Source organism: Paenibacillus sp. FSL R5-0701 (genome assembly GCF_037973995.1).
Taxonomy (GTDB): Bacteria; Bacillota; Bacilli; order Paenibacillales; family Paenibacillaceae; genus Paenibacillus.
Window position 1 is genome coordinate 5,318,247 of record NZ_CP150230.1, and the last position, 18,376, is coordinate 5,336,622.

Sequence of the window (18,376 nt, forward strand, 5' to 3'; positions counted from 1 at the left end):
AGGAGTGTCGATATGAACGGACCTCATACCAAGAAAGATTTCTCCGTGGAGGAGATCACCGAACAACTCGTGCAACATGTACAATCCCGGAACCTTCCCGATTTCTATAAATTGGTGAAAGAACTGCATCCCTACGACCTCTCACTTGTATATAAAAAGTTCCCTGAAGAAGAAACCAATCGGTTTCTGCTCCTGTTCAAACCCGATGCTCTGGCGGATCTCGCCGAGACCTTGAAGCTGCACGAACAGATTCAACTGTTTGAACGACTTGGGCCGGAACGAACACTTGAAGTCATGCAGCAGATGGACAAAAGTGATCTGATTCGGTTCATGCACGATTTACCCGCCAAACGCAGAGAAGAATTGCTGTCCAACATGAATCTGGATCACTCTGCCATTATCCGATCCGTGCTTAATTACCCGCCGGAGACGGCAGGACGCATCATGACAGATCGGTACCGGACCCTGCTCTCCCACGAGACAGCAAAGGAAGCCCTACGGCAATCGCAAGGCACCATGCATATCTCCCCCTCCAGTTACCTCTATGTGACCGATAATGAAGGCAAACTGGTCGGTGTTGTGAGTTATCGATCTCTTGCCTTGGCTGACGATAAGACCCAGGTTGAAGAACTGATGACCCGGCGGGTGATCCATGCAACGGTAGATATGGACCAGGAAGAAGCAGCACAGCTTCTACAGCGTTATGAGTTTATTGCACTTCCGGTGGTGGATGAAAATCACAGGTTATGCGGTATCATTCAGATGGATGATGTCATCGATATTATTATGGATGAAGCCAGTGAAGATTTGGCCAAGATGGGGGGCGGCAGCAAGGATATCGACTTTGATACCAAACCACTTGTGGCCGTCAGACGCAGGCTTCCCTGGCTCATATTGCTTCTCTTGATTGGATTAATCTCGGGAAGTATCGTGGATTTTTTCGAAGATACACTCAATCAGGTTGTGGCATTGGCATTCTTCATGCCGATGATCGCAGGTATGACCGGTAACACAGGAACGCAGTCTCTGGCTGTTGTGGTACGCGGACTGATCGGACGCAAACTCGACAAAGCCACCGTACTCGCACTGATTGGTCGGGAGATCAAGGTAGGCATAATGATTGGCTTGGTATGTGGATTGCTGATTACTGTCATCGCTTATTTCTGGCAAGGGGACTGGCTGCTGGGCGCCATTATTGGGGTATCTCTGTTCCTCACTCTTGTCATTGGTACACTGACCGGTACATGCATCCCGCTTCTGCTTAGCCGTTTCAAAGTCGACCCGGCTGTTGCCTCTGGCCCGTTAATCACCACATTGAATGATATCTTGTCCCTGTTTATCTATTTTGGAATCGCCACACGTTTCCTCGATGCCTTGATGTAACTAAGTTGGGCATACAGCAAAACAGACCTGATCCTGAGATCAAGGTCTGTTTTTTCATTTTACCAAGTGTTACGCTGATCTTTTATTTTTATTATAGATATCAAACGCTACAGCGAGCAGTAGTACCAATCCCTTAATTCCCTGTTGCCAGTCAATACCGAGACCAATCAAGGACATCCCGTTATTCAGCACACCCATAACCAAACCACCGATGATGGCACCAAATACCGTACCTATGCCCCCTGAAGCGGAAGCACCACCGATGAAGCAGGCCGCAATGGCATCCAGCTCGAAGTTGGTACCCGCTCTTGGCGTAGCTGCATTCAGACGTGCGGCGAAGATCAACCCGGATACCGCCGCAAGTGTACCCATGTTTACGAAAACCCAGAAGGTTACCTTTTTTGTTTTGACCCCGGACAGCCCTGCGGCCTTCTCATTACCTCCAAGCGCATACACATGCCGTCCCATGACAGTTCGATTCATTACGAAGGAGTACACAACGATCAAGACAAACAGCAGGACCAGGATATTCGGAATACCTGCATAACTTGCGAGTACAAACGTAAACAGATTTGTCACAACAGCCACCACAATCAACTTGAGCAAAAACAGTCCCTGTGACACGACCTCAAATCCATATTTTCGCTGGGAGCGGCGTTCCCGCAGTTCATTAACGATGTACCAGACGGTGAGCACAAGACCCACAATAATGGATACCAGACCGAAACCTGAGAATTGAATGTCTGCCAGGAAGCCCGAGCTTATTTTCTGGAATCCACCCGGAAAAGGAGAGATGGACTGCCCCTCCAGCACGATCATCGTCAAGCCGCGGAACAGCAACATCCCTGCCAGCGTCACGATAAATGCCGGAATTCGCACATAGGCGATCCAGAAGCCTTGCCATGCACCGATCAAAGCGCCAACCAGCAAGGAAGCGATGACCGCAAGCCAAGCCGGAAGCTGCCAATCAACCATCATAATCGCGGAAACGGCACCAACAAAGGCTGCAATGGAACCAACAGACAGGTCAATATGCCCGGTAATAATGACCAGCACCATTCCGATCGCCAGCACCAAAATGTAACTGTTCTGCAAAATCAAATTTGTAATATTAATCGGCTTGAGCAACAGCCCGCCTGTAAGTACCTCGAACAAAAGCATAATCACTACCAAGGCAATAATCATGCCGTATTGACGGATATTATTTTTGAACAGTTTTGTTATCATTTCCATGCTTGCCGCCTCCAGACTTGGTCATATATCTCATCAACGTTTCCTGCGATGCTTGCTCCCGGCTGACTTCACCGGTGATTCGTCCGGCATTCATCACATAGATCCGGTCACACAGGCCAAGAACCTCCGGAAGCTCGGATGAGATTACCAGTACACCCTTGCCTTCAGCAGCAAGCCGATGAATGATCGTATAGATTTCGAATTTTGCTCCCACATCAATACCGCGGGTAGGTTCATCCAGGATAAGAATATCTGGTCCGGCAAAAATCCATTTGCTGAGCACCACTTTTTGCTGGTTGCCTCCACTCAGATTACCGGTCTTCTGCAAAATACTTGGTGCTTTGATGTTCATGCTTTTCTTCATCTTTTCTGCTACCAGTACTTCTTCACGCTCGTTCACTACTGCGTTTCGCGTCAGCTTGCTCAGACCCGTCAAGGAAATATTGCGCTTGATGTCATCCATCAGAATGAGTCCGTATTCCTTGCGGTCTTCTGTCACATAAGCAAAACCGTTCTGAATAGCCTCTGTGACAGTATTGTTGTGGATCGGTTTACCATTCTTAATGAGTTGACCCGAAATATTCCGGCCATAGGATTTGCCAAAGATACTCATGGCAAGCTCGGTACGCCCAGCGCCCATCAGCCCGGCAATACCTACAATCTCACCACGTCTGATATTCATATGGATCTGATCCAGTACTTTCCGCTCGGCATGATGTTCGTGATATACCGTCCAGTCCTTTACCTCAAGGATAACTTCACCTATGGTGGCATGACGCTCCGGATAACGGCTGGTGAGATCACGTCCTACCATTCCGCTAATAATCCGGTCCTCCGTCACTTTTTCCTTCTTCATATCCAACGTCTCAATCGTCTTGCCATCCCGTAAAATGGTCACGGAATCGGATACCTTGGATACCTCATTCAGCTTGTGTGAGATCAGGATACAGGCGATGCCCTGTTTCTTGAATTCCAGCATCAATTGCAGCAGGTTTTCACTGTCGTCCTCGTTCAACGCAGCGGTTGGCTCATCCAGAATAAGCAGCCGCACCTTTTTGGAGAGCGCTTTCGCAATTTCGACCAGTTGCTGCTTGCCTACCCCGATGCTGGATACCAGCGTGTTTGGATTTTCGCTCAGTCCCACCTTCGAGAGCAGTTCCCGTGTACCTACAAAAGTTTCCTTCCAGTTGACAATTCCTCTGCTCGCACGCTCATTGCCCAGATATATATTTTCCGCAATCGAAAGGTAGGGAATCAGGGCCAACTCCTGATGGATAATGACGATCCCCAGATCCTCGCTCTGCTTAATATCCTTGAACTCACACTTTTTGCCCTGAAATAAAATGTCGCCTTCATACGTGCCATGTGGATATACACCACTCAGTACCTTCATCAACGTAGATTTACCTGCACCATTTTCACCGCATATGGAATGAATTTCGCCTTCACGGACTTTCAGATTGACATTTTCCAGCGCTTTGACGCCAGGAAAGGTTTTGGTGATGTTTTTCATTTCCAGAATGATTCCGGCCATGGGATGTGCTCCTTTCATTTATTATTTCAGTCCGATTTCTTCCTTCGTGTAATACTGTGTACCAACGATATCCTGCTCCACATTTGTACGGTCCACCGAGATGGGATCCAAGAGATACGCCGGAACAACTTCAATTCCGTTGTTATATGATGTTGTATCATTAACTTCCGCCTGTTTTCCTTGCAGAATACTATTAGCCATCTCTACCGTCTTCTCCGCTAGCTTCCGTGTATCCTTGAACACCGTCTGCGTCTGTTCCCCGGCCACAATGGACTTGATCGAGGCAAGTTCGGCATCCTGTCCTGTAATAACGGGCAGCGGTTTGTTCGAAGTACCGTAACCAATCCCTTTCAAGGATGAGATGATACCAATACTGATTCCATCATAAGGAGATAATACTGCATCCAGATTATCACCCGAGTAATACGCACTCAGCAGGTTATCCATCCGTGACTGGGCCAGTGCCCCGTCCCAGCGCAAGGTCGCAATCTGGGCCATCGTCATCTGCTTGCTGCGTACCACCAGTTTGCCGGAATCGATGTACGGCTTCAGCACAGATATCGCACCATCGAAGAAGAAATAGGCATTATTATCATCCGGAGAGCCCCCAAACAGCTCAATGTTATATGGTCCCTTTCCTTCCTTGAGCCCGAGCTTTTGTTTAATGTAGGAAGCTTGAAGCACACCCACCTTAAAGTTGTCGAACGTGGCGTAATAGGTCAAGTAAGGCGTATTGCGAATGAGCCGATCATACGAGATCACTTGTATCCCTTCATCATGCGCCTTCTGGATTACATCCGTTAGTGTGTTGCCATCCACGGACGCAATCACCATCACATCCACACCTTTGGTGATCATGTTTTCAATCTGTGAAATCTGATTCTCGACCACATCCTCAGCATACTGAAGATCGGTCTTATACCCCTGCTCTTGAAACAGACGGACCATGTTCTCCCCGTCTCCCACCCATCGTTCTGATGATTTGGTTGGCATCGATATACCGACATATCCCTTGTCTTTGCTGCCTGGACCACTCTCTGCCAGATTGCAGGCCGAGAGCATCAAGGTCATCACCAGAAGCCAGATGAGCATTGCTCCTTTTTTCATATGAAGTTCCCCTTTCCTCACGTCATACGGTTCTGAATGAGTTATAAGATAACGCTTACAATACATGTAGTGCATCCTGTTGCTTGCTGTTCCTGTCTGAGACTAATGGTAGCATTCGAGATGCCGCAAGGTCTTTGCACGTTTTGAACCTTTTTTATAAAAATTCAACTTTTGATGGAAACGCTTAAAATACAAGTGTGACCCATGAGAAACCATACCAGAATCAAAAAAAGACATGCTCCACTTCGCTTCACACGAAGTAGAACATATCCATCTCATTTATCACACGTCTGAATGAACAACTGTAATGCGATATTTAATTCGCGGAAGGATGATAAGCTGTCCCCCCGTTCTTTCGATACTGCACTGGTGAAATGCCCATTGTTTTCTTAAACGCAGTGCTGAAATAATGCTGGGTATCATAACCTACACGCTCAGCTATGGTGTGGATCGGCAGTGTTGTTGAGTCCAACAGCTGTATAGCCTTGCGAATGCGAGCATGCGTGACAAGCGTGACAAAGGAATCATTCAGCTCTTTCTTCAGCACACGACTAAGATATACAGCAGATACTTGTAGACGGGAAGCGAGCGATTCCAGCGTCAGTTCCCGATCGGCATACTCTTCGTGAATAAGTTGTCTTGCCCTGCGCACCAGAGGCGACAACTGCACTTCCCCGTAAACCCGTTCACGGCAATGACGGTACGTATCAGGCGTTTCTTCCAGTGTCCCTGCATGTGTCGCCACATGAGCATGAATGGCAATATTCAGGCAAGAACTGATCTGTTGTTCCAATAGAGACTCTATTTCTTCAGGAGCTTCCTGCCACAGACACATGCCGATCAAGCCGCTTACGTCCCGAAACAGGACATGTGGCACGTCCCCCAGCAGTTCACTAATTATATTTTCCACTGCAAACAGAAACAACTGACGATCATTCTCTCTCAGTATCGTCTGACGAGCTTCAGCGGCAGGCCAGCGTACGACCCCGATCTGCACAGGTGGGACGGCGGGCAGCCGTAAAAACACAAGCTGCTCCGTCAGATCCCTTCCTTCAGCCTGCCCCTCCAGCCACTCCAGCATAAATCGCTGGCGAAGCAACGGGATATTACGTTCAATCTGATGAGCTGCCTGTTGTACATATGCCGTCCTCTGGTGCTCTTCAGTAAGTCGCTGATGCAATCGCTCAAGTGCAGCATATAATTGTTCTGCTTGCACAGGCTTCAAGATGTAATCCTCTACGCCAAGACGAACCGCCTCCTGCGCATATGCAAATTCATCATGTCCCGAGATGATCAGGTAACGACAGCCCGGGCACTTCTGCTGAAGGGCACGGATTAGTTCGATACCGTTCAGGAATGGCATATTCATATCAACGAGAACAATATCCACACCCAAGTCAGCCGCCCGTTCCAGCGCTTCCTCGCCATCTTCCGCTTCACCAACAACCTCCATCCCAAGCGTTGCCCAGTCAATGGCATCTCGAATCCCCTCACGAATGATCGGTTCATCATCAGCGATGAGCACGCGGTATTTCTTCGCCACATCGCTATCCTGCGTAATCTCCATTACCGTGGCTGAAGCGGGTGTCTCATCTGTTTCAGTGGAAGTTGTCACGGTCGACTTCATGAATTTTCCCATTCACTCTCCTGCCTCTCTTCGTTATTGATTTGCTTGGTTGGTGGGAGCTCCCGCATCAACGGATGAATGATGGTCACACTCGTTCCTTCACCTTCCTGGCTCTCCAGCACAATACCGTACTCGTCACCAAAGGACAGCCGGAGACGGGCCTGCACATTCAACATTCCATAACTTTTGCCTGTCATCCCAGGCGAAGACGCTTCCAAACTGGCCAAAGGAGCTTCGAGCAGCTGTTGCATCTCGGCAAGCCGTTCGTTGGACATTCCTGCTCCATTATCCTGAACGGTCAGCAGCAGTCTGTTATGTTCCAATCTGGCCTCCACCCGAATGTGTCCCGGCCCACGTCTGCCCTTGATTCCATGATAGATTGCATTCTCTATTAGGGGCTGAAGCAGCAGCTTTAACACAAAAAGGTTCCGCAGATCCTCTGGAATATTCAATGTATACTGAAGACGATCGCGGTATCGTGTCTGCTGAATTTGCAGATAGCTGGTCATATGCTCAATCTCGGAATGCAGCGGAATGTAATCCTGTCCTTTACTAAGCCCTATGCGAAATAATCGAGATAACGCGCCTACCATGCCGGATACATCTTCTGCACCCTCTTTGCGTGCCATCCAATGAATCGTATCCAGGGTATTGTACAAAAAGTGTGGTTTGATATGCTCCTGCAAACTTCGCATCTCAGCGTCACGCTTCTGCCGCTCCCGCAATTCATTAAGTGATATCAGTTCTCGAATCTGTGCCAGCATTCGGTTATAACTGTTGCCAAGCATGCCAATCTCGTCAGCGCGATCACTCCAGCGGCCTGGTCTGAGATTGCCGGTCTCCGCCCTGCGCATGTAGGACATGAGCCGAAAAATGGGCTGAGCAATGGAACGGGAGAACCATAAAGAGGCGCTCAGGCCAAACAAACACACCACAAATACAAAGCTAACCACGTAAAACTGGATTTGGCGTACTTCGGATATCGAGTCTCTTGTGGGAAATACCCCTACCGTTCTCCAACCCGTAAAGGTAGACGACTGATACATGAATAATAACGTTCCACCTTCTGTATCGGCGGTAAATGTTCCACTCTCACCGGAGGGGAACCAGTCTGTGGGAATGTGTTCTATTAGCGGGTGCTCCGGCTTGTATACACTTTGACCTTCTGCATCCGTCACCATCACATAACCGGATTTCCCCAAGGTTACATTACGGGCAGCCTGAGAGACGGACCTTAGTTTAAGATCAATCATAATAACGCCCCGCACACGTCCTGACGCTTCATCCGTTATGGAGCGTGCAACCGATACAATCTCATCATCCTTGTACCGTACATGTGTCGTGAGATTACGGTCTTTCGGCTGACCCAATACCATGAAGATGCCCGGATTGGCCGAAGCTTTTTGGTACCAATTTTCCTGGATCAGGCTCTGTTCCGCTCGGGGATACATCTCGTTGCTAATATAGTCACCACTTGCATTGACGAGAACGATCCCGGCGATTTCAGGATACAATGTTGTGAACCCCTGCAAGGTTTGTTTGATGCCATATAACCGATTTTGCTGTGTTTCGGTAATTGTGTCCATGTCCATCGATTCGATGCCTGCATCATCATTCGGTGGCATTTTGTCGTTCATAAAACCATCAATATCCGGGTCAAATGCAATCAGATAGGTCATATTTTGCAAATTCTCCATTTTGCTGTTCAGAGCTTCATTCACTTTGCCAATCAGTTGCATGGTATGCCCTTCAACCTGTCGCTCAACTACCCGCTCCACCGTCCAGTTCACAAGCAACCCAAGTCCTACGGAAGGTACAATGGCGAATAGCAGAAAAAGCAGCATCAGCTGGTAGCGAAGGGGCATATTACGCAAGCGTAAACGCCGAATCCCGTTCCTGAAAGTTGAGAGAATCGCTCTCCTGCTCCAATGCCCTGGACTCTTAAAATCCTCCTTGTTATTTGGCATAGTAATCATCCACATCCGAGCGTGTCACCACAGAGATGCCTGTGTCCACCATCACGGGAAGCGGTGCATTTTCACCGGATGAAGATGGGGCAGGAACCGTTAACTGGTGATGTAGATGGAACAGATATTGGAGTGACCAATATCCCATATTCCAGGTTCCCTGTGCAATTGTAGCTGAGATCGTACCGTTCTTGATCATATCCAATGTAGCCTTATTTGTATCAAACGAAATAATCTGCAACGGATGTCTGTCCCCGGCAGTTTGAACGGCTTCCCCCGCTCCTGCCCCTCCGGTAGCTTCAGTCACAAAAATACCCGCCAGCTCGGGATGTTCCTTCATCATTCTCTGTGTTTCGTCTCTGGATACCATCGCATCGCCGTGTCCGTCTGCAACTTCAACAATCTGCATGGAAGGGTATCTCTCCTTGATCGTATCGCGGAAGCCCTTCGTGCGCTCTTCATGATTTTGTTGTCCGGGCAAGGTTAATACCGCGACCTCTCCCTCACGACCCAGCAGTTCAGCCATTTTATCGGCAGCCATTACACCCGACTTGTAATTATCTGTCCCAAGAAAAGAATAGGCCTGGCTATCGGGTGCATCCGCGTCAAATAATACAACAGGGATATCTGCGTCGATTGCCTTGTTAATCGCTGGAACTAACGATTGAGGATCGATTGCAGATATAGCAATGCCTGCGGGTTTACGAGCGATAGCCTGCTCGATTACCATGGTCTGCTCCTTCGCATCATACCGGGTAGCCCCGCGATATTCTACGGTCACGCCAAGCGCATCCGCGGCATCCTCGAAGCCTTTGAGCGGGCTCTTCCAATACTCCAGCCCGGACTGGAATGTAATCATGATATACGTCTCTCCGATATCACCGCGCAGCCCCCGGTCCTCCCAAGAACTGTTTACCTGACTGGTGTATTCGAATCTCAACACATACAACGCAAATGCTGAGATTAGCAAAATGTAAACAAGCAACATTTTTTTCATTCCGTTCACTTCCTCAAGTTGTCTGATCACCTTGTACTTCGTTTAAATTGTAAACGCAATCATTCAAAAAGAAAACTCCCCCTTATCTTTTAAAAGGAAGCTCCTGTTGCTAACGGTGTACCTGCTGCAATAATGTACTATATGGTTTCTCCCTCTAGACGTATGATCATGGAACTAAACTACAACCTGAGGAGAGCATCATCACTATGAATCTTGCATCTTTTTTAATCTACTGCATCGTCGTTACATTCACCCCCGGCCCCAGCAATATCGTAATTCTTTCTTCCGTACAACATGTTGGGGCACGTCAAACGATGCAATATGTGTGGGGAGCTACGCTGGCATTTGGTCTGCTGCTTACCGCTTCAGCTTTTCTTAATCAGCTTCTTGCGGGAGTGTTGCCCGGAATTCTGAAGGTGATGCAGATTGTCGGCGGCCTGTACATGGTGTATCTGGCGTACCAGATCTACAAGATGGGTACCACGGAGGATGCACCAAAACAAGTTACCGGATTTTGGAACGGTTTCATCATGCAATTTGTGAATCCAAAGGTAGTCTTGTTTACTTTCACTGTCATTCCAAGTTATGTATTGCCCTTTTATCAAAGTTCATTTTCTTCGTTCCTGTTCGTGGTGTTAATTACCTTCATTGGATTCCTGGCCTATTCCAGTTGGGTTGTTTTTGGCACGGTTTTCAAAACGTTGCTGAATCGCCACCAGAAAATACTAAGTATTCTCATGGCCCTTTTTTTGTTATACTCAGCCATTATAGTATCCGGATTAATCTAAAGCTTGGGAGGTGTGCTGCATGGAACGGTTTAACTATAAAAAGTCGCAAGACGTGCTGGCACTATCCGCCAGCTTTACTGATTTTGCATACAAAAAACATTGCCATGAAGAGTATGCGGTTGGCGTAACCCTGCGTGGCATTCAACAATACAACCTGGACGGACAATATCAGGCGTCTCACCAAAATGGTGTCATGTTGTTCAACCGTGAACAGTCCCATGATGGAAGTTCCTATGATAAGGCTGGCATTGACTATGTGATGCTGTATTTGAAGCCGGATTTGGTAGAGGAGATTATAGGCAAAAAGGAATTGCGTTTTGGAAGTCCCATCGTCTATGATCCCGAGCTTGCACGTAAGATCCTGATGCTGAACGACGCCGTTCAACTCAGACAGGACGAAGCCGAGTGCAGCGAACGGGTCTTCGATCTGGTTCACCTGCTGGCTCAGAAGGAGATGGACACCAAGCTCTGGTTGCCTCAGGACAATCTGGTCCGCAAAGCCAAGGAAATCATGTTTTGCAGCACTGAAGATGTGCTCAAGCTGGACAACCTAAGCTCCGAATTTGGCATGTCCAAGTTTCAAATTATCCGTGAATTCAAGGCACATGCAGGCATATCCCCCTACCAGTTTTTCTTAAACTGCAAAGTAGAGCGTGCCCGTCAATCCATCGAAACACACAAGGACGTCTATGCTGCTGTTGCCGATTGCGGATTCGTTGATCTGACCCATCTGAACCGACATTTCAAACGGGTATTTGGTGTCACAGCTTATGAATACATGTTGCAGCTGAACTATAAAAAATGAACTAAAGAATATACATTGACCACTCCGATGACAGAATAACCTTCTGATCGCTGTTATCCCCAGATTTTTTTGATCCCTTTTTATAAAGGGAAAATCCGGGGATAGCGTATGCTTCCGATGCAGCTTTCTTTCAGAAAGCTTTTAGGCGAACGCTACGCTTCTTCTGGTTCTTTCTGTCCTCTCCGTTTTGTGTAAATGTTTAGTTTAATTTATATCAGACCTGCAATCAGATTCTTTTCTTTCGTCTCCAGGTCCACACTACTGCCAAAGCTTCCAATACAATGACTCCGCCATATAAGATGAGATAGAGAGGCCCACTTCGCCCACCACCATCATTGGTTTCTCCAAAATCTTCTTTACTTACAAGCTTTCCCGCACCCAGCAATTTCAGATCGTCTCCCGCTTGTTCAATTGGAACATTGCGACTGCACAGATTCGTATGTAGCTTATGATCCACTTCATATTGATAAGCATAGATCAGGTAGGATTGATTCTTTTCAAATTGAATGCCACAGGAGTCAGACCCTCCGTCACTCGCGAGGATTTTCATCTTTTTGGCATTAACCCCCTTCCATGCAGTATCTACATCAAAGGTATACTCTCTTAATAAACCATCATGCTTCGATTGCTGAGAATCGCCTTTCTTCACTACTTTTCCTGTAAATACCGTGGTATACGTTTCCAATCTCTCTTGAGCATCACTCTCGACACAACTGCAAGCATACACTTTCTCTCCGGGAAATAGAGCTAACCCTGACATAACCAACAGTAAGACCAACATGCACATCACCAACCGTCGTTTCATTCCGCCCACTCCCATATTAGATTCTCTGCTCAAACAACCGTGTTAAGGTTACATATTTTTATTGCTGCAATAATTATTGTAAAATTATAGCACAATACCAATATGGCTATGATCGCATTCTCAGACACAACCTACAAAAATCAAACATCACGGAGGAACTCAACATTTGATGCACAACTGGAAAAAGAATATCTCATTCCCGCTGCTCGTTGCAGCGTTATGCATGATCGCCTTTATAAGCATCGCCCTGTCCATCAGCGACAACCAAATTCATCGATTTGATGATACCTTAATCGGATGGATTCAGGGGTTGGAATCCCCTGGTATGACACAATTCATGCACCTTTTCACCTGGATCGGCGGCGGGAAGCCCGTGGTCTTCATTACCATCATCGCCATGATTGTGTTATACATTTTCCTGCGACACAAACGCGAACTGCTCTTCCTGGCTTGTGTGCTCCTAGGTTCAACCCTGTTAAATGCATTGCTCAAGCTGGTATTCCAGCGTGCCAGACCTACCATTAACCGGATTATCGAAGTGAGCGGCTATAGCTTCCCCAGTGGGCATTCTATGGCAGCATTTAGCCTGTACGGTGGACTGGCCTTTCTAATCTGGAAACATGTACCCACCGTCACCGGACGTGTGCTGATGATTGTTGCCAGCGCCGTATTTATACTTACCATTGGGATAAGTCGTATCTACTTGGGGGTGCATTATCCAAGTGATATCGTAGGCGGATACTTCTTAAGTGGTTGCTGGCTCTCCACATGCATATGGTTTTATCGGCGGCATTTGGAGCGCATGTCCCAATTGCATTCCAGAAGACTGGCATAGCCGCCACCAGTTCATGCACAAAAAAATACCCGGCTTTCCTTAACTGAAGGATCGCCGGGTATTTTTTATATTCATATATAGCAGTCCTGAACTCGTTCAGGACCACATGGACCGCTTGTCCCATTTAAGGGAACAGGCGGATCTGGTTTTTTTACGCCAAATTATAATTCTTCACCATTGGATTCAATGACTTTTTTGTACCAGTGGAAACTCTTCTTCGGTGTTCTGCTCAAGTCTCCGTTACCATCATTGTCCTTGTTAACATGAATGAAGCCATAACGCTTCTTCATCTCTCCAGTGGATGCACTAACCAGGTCGATACATCCCCACATGGTGTAGGCAATCAGATCTACGCCGTCAGCTACCGCTTCTTTCATCTGCTCAATGTGACCTTTCAAATAATCAATGCGATAGTCATCTTGAATGGTGCCATCTTCCTCTACCACATCGACAGCGCCCAGACCGTTCTCAACCACCATCAGTGGAATCTGATAACGATCATACAGATGATTCAGCGTGTAACGCAGTCCTTTTGGATCAATCTGCCAACCCCAGTCGGAGGCTTCGAGATATGGATTTTTGATACCGCCAAGCAGATTACCTTCTGCTCTCTCGAGGGACTCGTCTGCACTTTCAACCAAAGACATGTAATAACTGAAGGAGTAGAAGTCTACGCAGCCGTCACGCAGGGTCTGTTCATCATCTGGTTGCATCTCGATCTGGATGCCTTCTTCGGCGAAGAAACGTTTGGCGAATCCAGGATACGCTCCACGAACCTGAACATCACCGCAGATCATGTTGGAGATTTGGTCTTTCTTCTGTGCGAGCAACATGTCGTCCGGGTTACATGTGTTTGGATAGGTTGTCATGAAAGCGACCATACAGCCGATCTGAAAATCAGGGTTGATTTCATGTCCCAGCTTCACCGCTTTGGCACTGGCAATGAATTGATGATGTAATGCCTGGAAACGAGTCTGTGGATCATCCACTCCGTCGACCAGTGTCTCTTTACCTTCAAACAGAATACCTGCAGCCATATAAGCACCCATCGGCATCGTCAGACAGTTGATTTCGTTGAACGTTAGCCAGTATTTGACCTGATCCTTGTATCGATTAAAGAGGGTTGTACAATAGCGGATATAACAGTCGATGACTTCACGGGAAGCCCAGCCATTATACTTCTGTGTCAGACCAAATGGCGTTTCATAATGGGAGATTGTTACGAGCGGCTCAATATTGTATTTTTTCAACTCGGCAAAGACGTTATCGTAGAACTGCAATCCCTCTTCGTTTGGCTCCAGATCGTAACCGTTCGGATAGATCCGGGACCAGTTGATGGACATGCGGAACATTTTGAAGCCCATCTCTGCCATCATGGCAATATCTTCTTTGTAATGTCCGTAAAAATCAACCGCTTCATGGCTCGGATAATACGTGCCCTCTTCCAATACAGGCGTAATCCGGCGTGGAATCGTGTGAGTTCCCCCTGTCATCATGTCCGACGTGCTTGGCCCTTTGCCACCCTGGTTCCATCCACCCTCGAATTGATTGGCAGCCGTTGCGCCACCCCAGTAAAATCCTTCTTTCATTGTCATGACCAGTTCCTCCTTCATATTTAACTCATTTCGATATAAAGTGCTTGATATTATGCGAGTAGCCGTTCCGGTCACGAATCGTTCTTCTGATCGCTGTTATCCTCGGATTTCTTTTATTCCCATTTCTAAATGGAAAAATCCCATGATAAATGCGAACACTTCGTTTCTTCAGAATCGATATCGTCCCCTTCACTACTTCGCAATAAATGAAGAACAAATTATAAGACTGAGTCAAAATGTCTTGGTAAGACTTTTACACCAGTGTACCACCCATACCCTGACACCTATTGTCATGGTATAATCAGAGCATGGAAAATAACCGACTATTTCGAATGTTGCTTTTGTTATTGGAGAAAAAGAAAGCCACCGCACCCGAACTCGCCCGTATGTTCGAGATTTCTGTACGCACGGTGTATCGTGATATCGATCGGTTGAGTGCTGCGGGCATTCCCGTCTATACAACGACCGGCAAGCATGGCGGTATCCATCTGATGGACAACTATGTCATGGACAAGTCCCTGTTGTCAGAAGAAGACCAGAATGAAATTTTGATGGGACTATACAGCATCAGTGCGATCCCCCATCTTAACAGTGCCCATATGCTCCAACGGTTAACCGCCCTTTTTGATCACAAGCTGGATTGGATCGAATTCAATTTCTCACCATGGGGCAGCATCCCTCTGCAGGAGAGAGAACTGTTCAATCAGGTGAAGCAGGCTATATTAACGAATCAACTGATTACGTTTCATTATGTTAATTCGGATGGTGAGAAGAGCATTCCGACCGTGGAGCCACAGAAACTTATATTCAAAAACAGTACATGGTACTTCAAAGGCTATATTCATGATGATCCTGAGCGGAAAGAATTCGAGACATTCAAAATGAAACGGATCACCCAATTGAGTTTTCTAACGAGAAAACACGATCACTCTGTTACTGCCGGATCAAACGACCCTGAATCAGAAGCAGCTCCTGTCCTGACTCCTCTTACACTCTCGTTCTCCAGCAATATTGCATACCGAGTGTATGATTTTTTCGAACCCTCCCTCATTAAAAAAGAGCCTGATGGCAGGCTCCGTGTTTCTCTCGAACTGAATGTAGGGGAATGGCTCTACTCCTTCCTGCTGTCATTTGGTTCCGAGCTGACCGTAATTGAGCCTGTTCATGTTGGACAGGAATTGCTCAGACGTCATATCAAAGCCGTTGAACATTTGCAGAACGTCATGAACAAACTTCCCAACCATGAATGATATAATATAGGCCTATACAACTTTTGATCACAGCTGACTCTCCGTCATCCATCTGACCGAAGGAGGTTTATTCATGCAAGACATTAGACGCAACAATGTGGAACGTTTCAAAGGTTTTGGTACGTTATACGATCAGAACCGACCAGCTGCTCCCACTGAAGTGGTGGATATTCTAACGACATATCTTGGCAGCACACCGCGTATGGTCGCAGATATTGGTTGTGGCACCGGCTTATCCTCGTGGATCTGGCTTAATGAAGCTGAACGTATCATCGGCTTTGAACCCAGCGATGACATGAGGTCTGTAGCTGAATCCAAGTGGGAATCTGCCGGGAAGCCGGATAACCTGCGGTTTGTGTCCGGCTTGTCTCACGACCTTGGACTACCAGATGGCAGTGTGGATGTGCTGACCTGCTCGCAATCGTTTCACTGGATGGAGCCGCAACCCACACTACGCGAGTTTGCACGTGTACTTCGTACAGGGGGCATATTTGCAGCCTACGATTGTGACTGGCCGCCAATGTTAGACTGGCAGTTAGAACAAGCCTATCTGCAGCTGAATAAGGAAGCAGATCAACGAGCAGCCAGTCTGGCTCCCCAGGATAGTCAGGCACACAAATGGAGCAAGGATGGGCATTTGCAGCAGATTCAGCAGTCCGGGCTGTTCCGATATGTTCGGGAAATCGTATTTCATCACCACGAGACATTCACAGCCGATCGATATGTCAATCTCGCCCTGAGCCAAGGCGGCCTGCAAACGGCGTTGAAGCTCGGAGCGGATGATCTATTAACAGCTGCTGACGAGTTCAGAGCGCTGGCTAATCGTGTATTTGATGGAGAATCCAGAAAAGTACTCTTTTCTTATCGCATGCGCCTTGGTATTGTTTGAAAACCGTCCGTTCCTTGTATCTCTATACATACCAAATGAAAAAGGAGGTCCTACACGTCATAAACATGATCTGTAGGACCTCCTTTTGTCTACATCCTCAGGAAGAGAATAAGTCACTTAATTGTCGCTCCTGTACATTCAATGCCAACACCAATTTTGTTGGATCTTGTCTTGAATAAATGACGTTAATGATATGACCTTGCTGCACCTGGGGCAGCGCAGATGATAAAATTTCTTTTTGCGTTGTCACAATGAAGGTTTCACCGTTCGTTTTCGTTATGCTGAGTTTGAGCTGAAGCTTGATCTTATTAGTGCCTCCACTCCCAAGTGGAGTGACATCAAGGATCTTGGCCATCGCTTTTTCCCCTGTTCTTGCAATATCCATCATTTCAGGTGATACCCCTTGCTGTACCATCTTTTCATCCAGCAATTGCTGCATATCCTCCTGTGATAATTGCCCCTTCATATCAAGCCCTACCTTGCGCTCATCCTTTACGGAGACAACTAACGGAATAAAACTGCCCGGCTGAAACTGTGCCATGGAGGTCAGTGGAATGACGCTTTTCATCTCGGTATCGTATTTCTCTCGCCCTTTACGCGACACCGTCAGACCCAATCGAACCTCAGGTTGTTCATTAATATACGTCCCCGTCAGTTGTATTGTCTTAATGACTCCCACTGCTGGTAAACCTGTCCTTACTCGACCTACGCCAAAAATATTGCTCAAAATCGCAGGAACAAAGATCAGTGCAAACCCGGCAAAGATCGCCGGAGTGTACCACCATGCCTGCATAATCATAAACGGATCATTCCACAGCTGCTGTGCCAGAAATGGGGAGAACCCCACCCCGAATACAGTTAATACGCCAATGAATCTCAGAAATCCCACCATATGATCCACCCTCTCTTAATCCTTTTCTTAATATCTCTATTCAACGTTGTTATAAGCATTATCTAAATAGATTATGACGTCTTATAACCAAATACCTTCTAGCTGGACAATAGCCCCATGTAGATCAGCTCGGACGGATTTGCTGGATTCTGACCTAATCCCACCCGATCGCCTACTCGTGGAATCTGCATTTTGGACACCAGTGTCTCCAATGTCCGCTGATACTGGTTACCATTCGTTTCGGTCACATCCAATACAAGCACAACAATCGGATCAAAGTTGATCAGTTTGCCTGTATCGGTGATTGTCACCACCGTTGCTGTTGCCGTTAAAGGCAGAGAACCACTCGCAGCCAACTGTGCCTGCTTTGCCGAATCCAGACTTTGGTTGATCGCCTCCCGATGTTCCTTTGATACAAAACCTTTCATCATCATGCCAGTGAGTCCTTTATTCATCATTTTATCCGCTTTAGCAATCGCATCTTCCTGTTTGTTCTTTTTACCGAACCATCCCATATTAAACACCTCATTTGTTTTATTTGTTTTTATTTATAGAAGTTGTTCAAAAAGTCCACTTTTGATTACGAATCATGCCTAGCGGCATCATCAGCATCGAATATGAAATTCAGCCGAAATGTCCGTTGCTCACGTAGGTCTCCTACGCTCCGCT

16 protein-coding genes are annotated in these 18,376 nt (G+C 47.1%); 6 read left to right on the forward strand and 10 right to left on the reverse strand.

Annotated features, from left to right (window positions below; translation table 11 throughout):
• Nucleotides 1-12 precede the first annotated feature (12 nt).
• Nucleotides 13-1,383 (forward strand): magnesium transporter, encoded by a 1,371-nt coding sequence (gene mgtE, locus MKZ13_RS23520; RefSeq protein ID WP_339178663.1) that lies wholly within the window; start codon nt 13-15, stop codon nt 1,381-1,383.
• A 69-nt stretch (nt 1,384-1,452) separates the two neighbouring features.
• Here mgtE and mmsB read toward each other — a convergent pair whose 3' ends face one another.
• The 6 genes from mmsB to MKZ13_RS23550 form a co-directional block, all read right to left on the reverse strand.
• Complete coding sequence (gene mmsB, locus MKZ13_RS23525; RefSeq protein ID WP_339178666.1) at nt 1,453-2,616, reverse strand: multiple monosaccharide ABC transporter permease; 1,164 nt, start codon at nt 2,614-2,616, stop codon at nt 1,453-1,455.
• Nucleotides 2,585-4,150, reverse strand: coding sequence for a multiple monosaccharide ABC transporter ATP-binding protein (gene mmsA, locus MKZ13_RS23530; protein WP_133385831.1), 1,566 nt, complete (start codon nt 4,148-4,150; stop codon nt 2,585-2,587). The genes mmsB and mmsA overlap by 32 nt, the downstream gene beginning before the upstream one ends.
• A gap of 21 nt (nt 4,151-4,171) precedes the next feature.
• The gene (chvE, locus tag MKZ13_RS23535) at nt 4,172-5,257 is read right to left on the reverse strand and encodes a multiple monosaccharide ABC transporter substrate-binding protein (RefSeq protein ID WP_339178668.1); all 1,086 of its coding nucleotides are present in this window, start codon (nt 5,255-5,257) and stop codon (nt 4,172-4,174) included.
• A 316-nt stretch (nt 5,258-5,573) separates the two neighbouring features.
• Nucleotides 5,574-6,824, reverse strand: a complete 1,251-nt coding sequence (locus MKZ13_RS23540) for a response regulator (RefSeq protein WP_339185442.1) — start codon at nt 6,822-6,824, stop codon at nt 5,574-5,576.
• Between the two features lie 56 nt (nt 6,825-6,880).
• Nucleotides 6,881-8,749 carry a sensor histidine kinase gene (locus MKZ13_RS23545; protein WP_339178670.1) on the reverse strand — a complete coding sequence of 623 codons (1,869 nt, stop codon included), beginning with the start codon at nt 8,747-8,749 and terminating at the stop codon, nt 6,881-6,883.
• Between the two features lie 91 nt (nt 8,750-8,840).
• Nucleotides 8,841-9,848, reverse strand: coding sequence for a substrate-binding domain-containing protein (locus MKZ13_RS23550; RefSeq protein ID WP_124116413.1), 1,008 nt, complete (start codon nt 9,846-9,848; stop codon nt 8,841-8,843).
• Nucleotides 9,849-10,054: 206 nt separating this feature from the next.
• Here MKZ13_RS23550 and MKZ13_RS23555 point away from each other — a divergent pair, with 206 nt between their 5' ends.
• Together MKZ13_RS23555 and MKZ13_RS23560 are read left to right on the forward strand one after the other, a co-directional pair.
• Entirely contained in the window at nt 10,055-10,636 is a 582-nt protein-coding gene (locus MKZ13_RS23555; RefSeq protein WP_221824677.1) for a LysE family transporter, read from the forward strand.
• A 19-nt stretch (nt 10,637-10,655) separates the two neighbouring features.
• On the forward strand, nt 10,656-11,441 hold the full coding sequence (locus MKZ13_RS23560; RefSeq protein ID WP_339178673.1) for an AraC family transcriptional regulator: 786 nt from the start codon (nt 10,656-10,658) through the stop codon (nt 11,439-11,441).
• A 226-nt stretch (nt 11,442-11,667) separates the two neighbouring features.
• On the opposite strand, the gene MKZ13_RS23565 is transcribed toward MKZ13_RS23560, so the two are convergent.
• Nucleotides 11,668-12,246, reverse strand: coding sequence for a hypothetical protein (locus MKZ13_RS23565; RefSeq protein ID WP_339178675.1), 579 nt, complete (start codon nt 12,244-12,246; stop codon nt 11,668-11,670).
• Between the two features lie 169 nt (nt 12,247-12,415).
• Here MKZ13_RS23565 and MKZ13_RS23570 point away from each other — a divergent pair, with 169 nt between their 5' ends.
• Entirely contained in the window at nt 12,416-13,081 is a 666-nt protein-coding gene (locus MKZ13_RS23570; protein WP_339185443.1) for a phosphatase PAP2 family protein, read from the forward strand.
• Between the two features lie 161 nt (nt 13,082-13,242).
• Here MKZ13_RS23570 and MKZ13_RS23575 read toward each other — a convergent pair whose 3' ends face one another.
• Complete coding sequence (locus MKZ13_RS23575; protein ID WP_339178678.1) at nt 13,243-14,676, reverse strand: glycoside hydrolase family 1 protein; 1,434 nt, start codon at nt 14,674-14,676, stop codon at nt 13,243-13,245.
• 332 nt (nt 14,677-15,008) lie between these two features.
• Here MKZ13_RS23575 and MKZ13_RS23580 point away from each other — a divergent pair, with 332 nt between their 5' ends.
• Both MKZ13_RS23580 and MKZ13_RS23585 read left to right on the forward strand, forming a co-directional pair.
• Nucleotides 15,009-15,926, forward strand: coding sequence for a YafY family protein (locus tag MKZ13_RS23580; protein ID WP_339178680.1), 918 nt, complete (start codon nt 15,009-15,011; stop codon nt 15,924-15,926).
• A gap of 73 nt (nt 15,927-15,999) precedes the next feature.
• Nucleotides 16,000-16,815 carry a class I SAM-dependent methyltransferase gene (locus MKZ13_RS23585; protein WP_036674482.1) on the forward strand — a complete coding sequence of 272 codons (816 nt, stop codon included), beginning with the start codon at nt 16,000-16,002 and terminating at the stop codon, nt 16,813-16,815.
• Between the two features lie 97 nt (nt 16,816-16,912).
• Here MKZ13_RS23585 and MKZ13_RS23590 read toward each other — a convergent pair whose 3' ends face one another.
• A complete protein-coding gene (locus MKZ13_RS23590) occupies nt 16,913-17,707 on the reverse strand; it encodes a hypothetical protein (protein WP_339185444.1) in 795 nt (264 codons plus the stop codon).
• A gap of 98 nt (nt 17,708-17,805) precedes the next feature.
• On the reverse strand, nt 17,806-18,222 hold the full coding sequence (locus tag MKZ13_RS23595) for a hypothetical protein (protein WP_221824681.1): 417 nt from the start codon (nt 18,220-18,222) through the stop codon (nt 17,806-17,808).
• Nucleotides 18,223-18,376 lie beyond the last annotated feature (154 nt).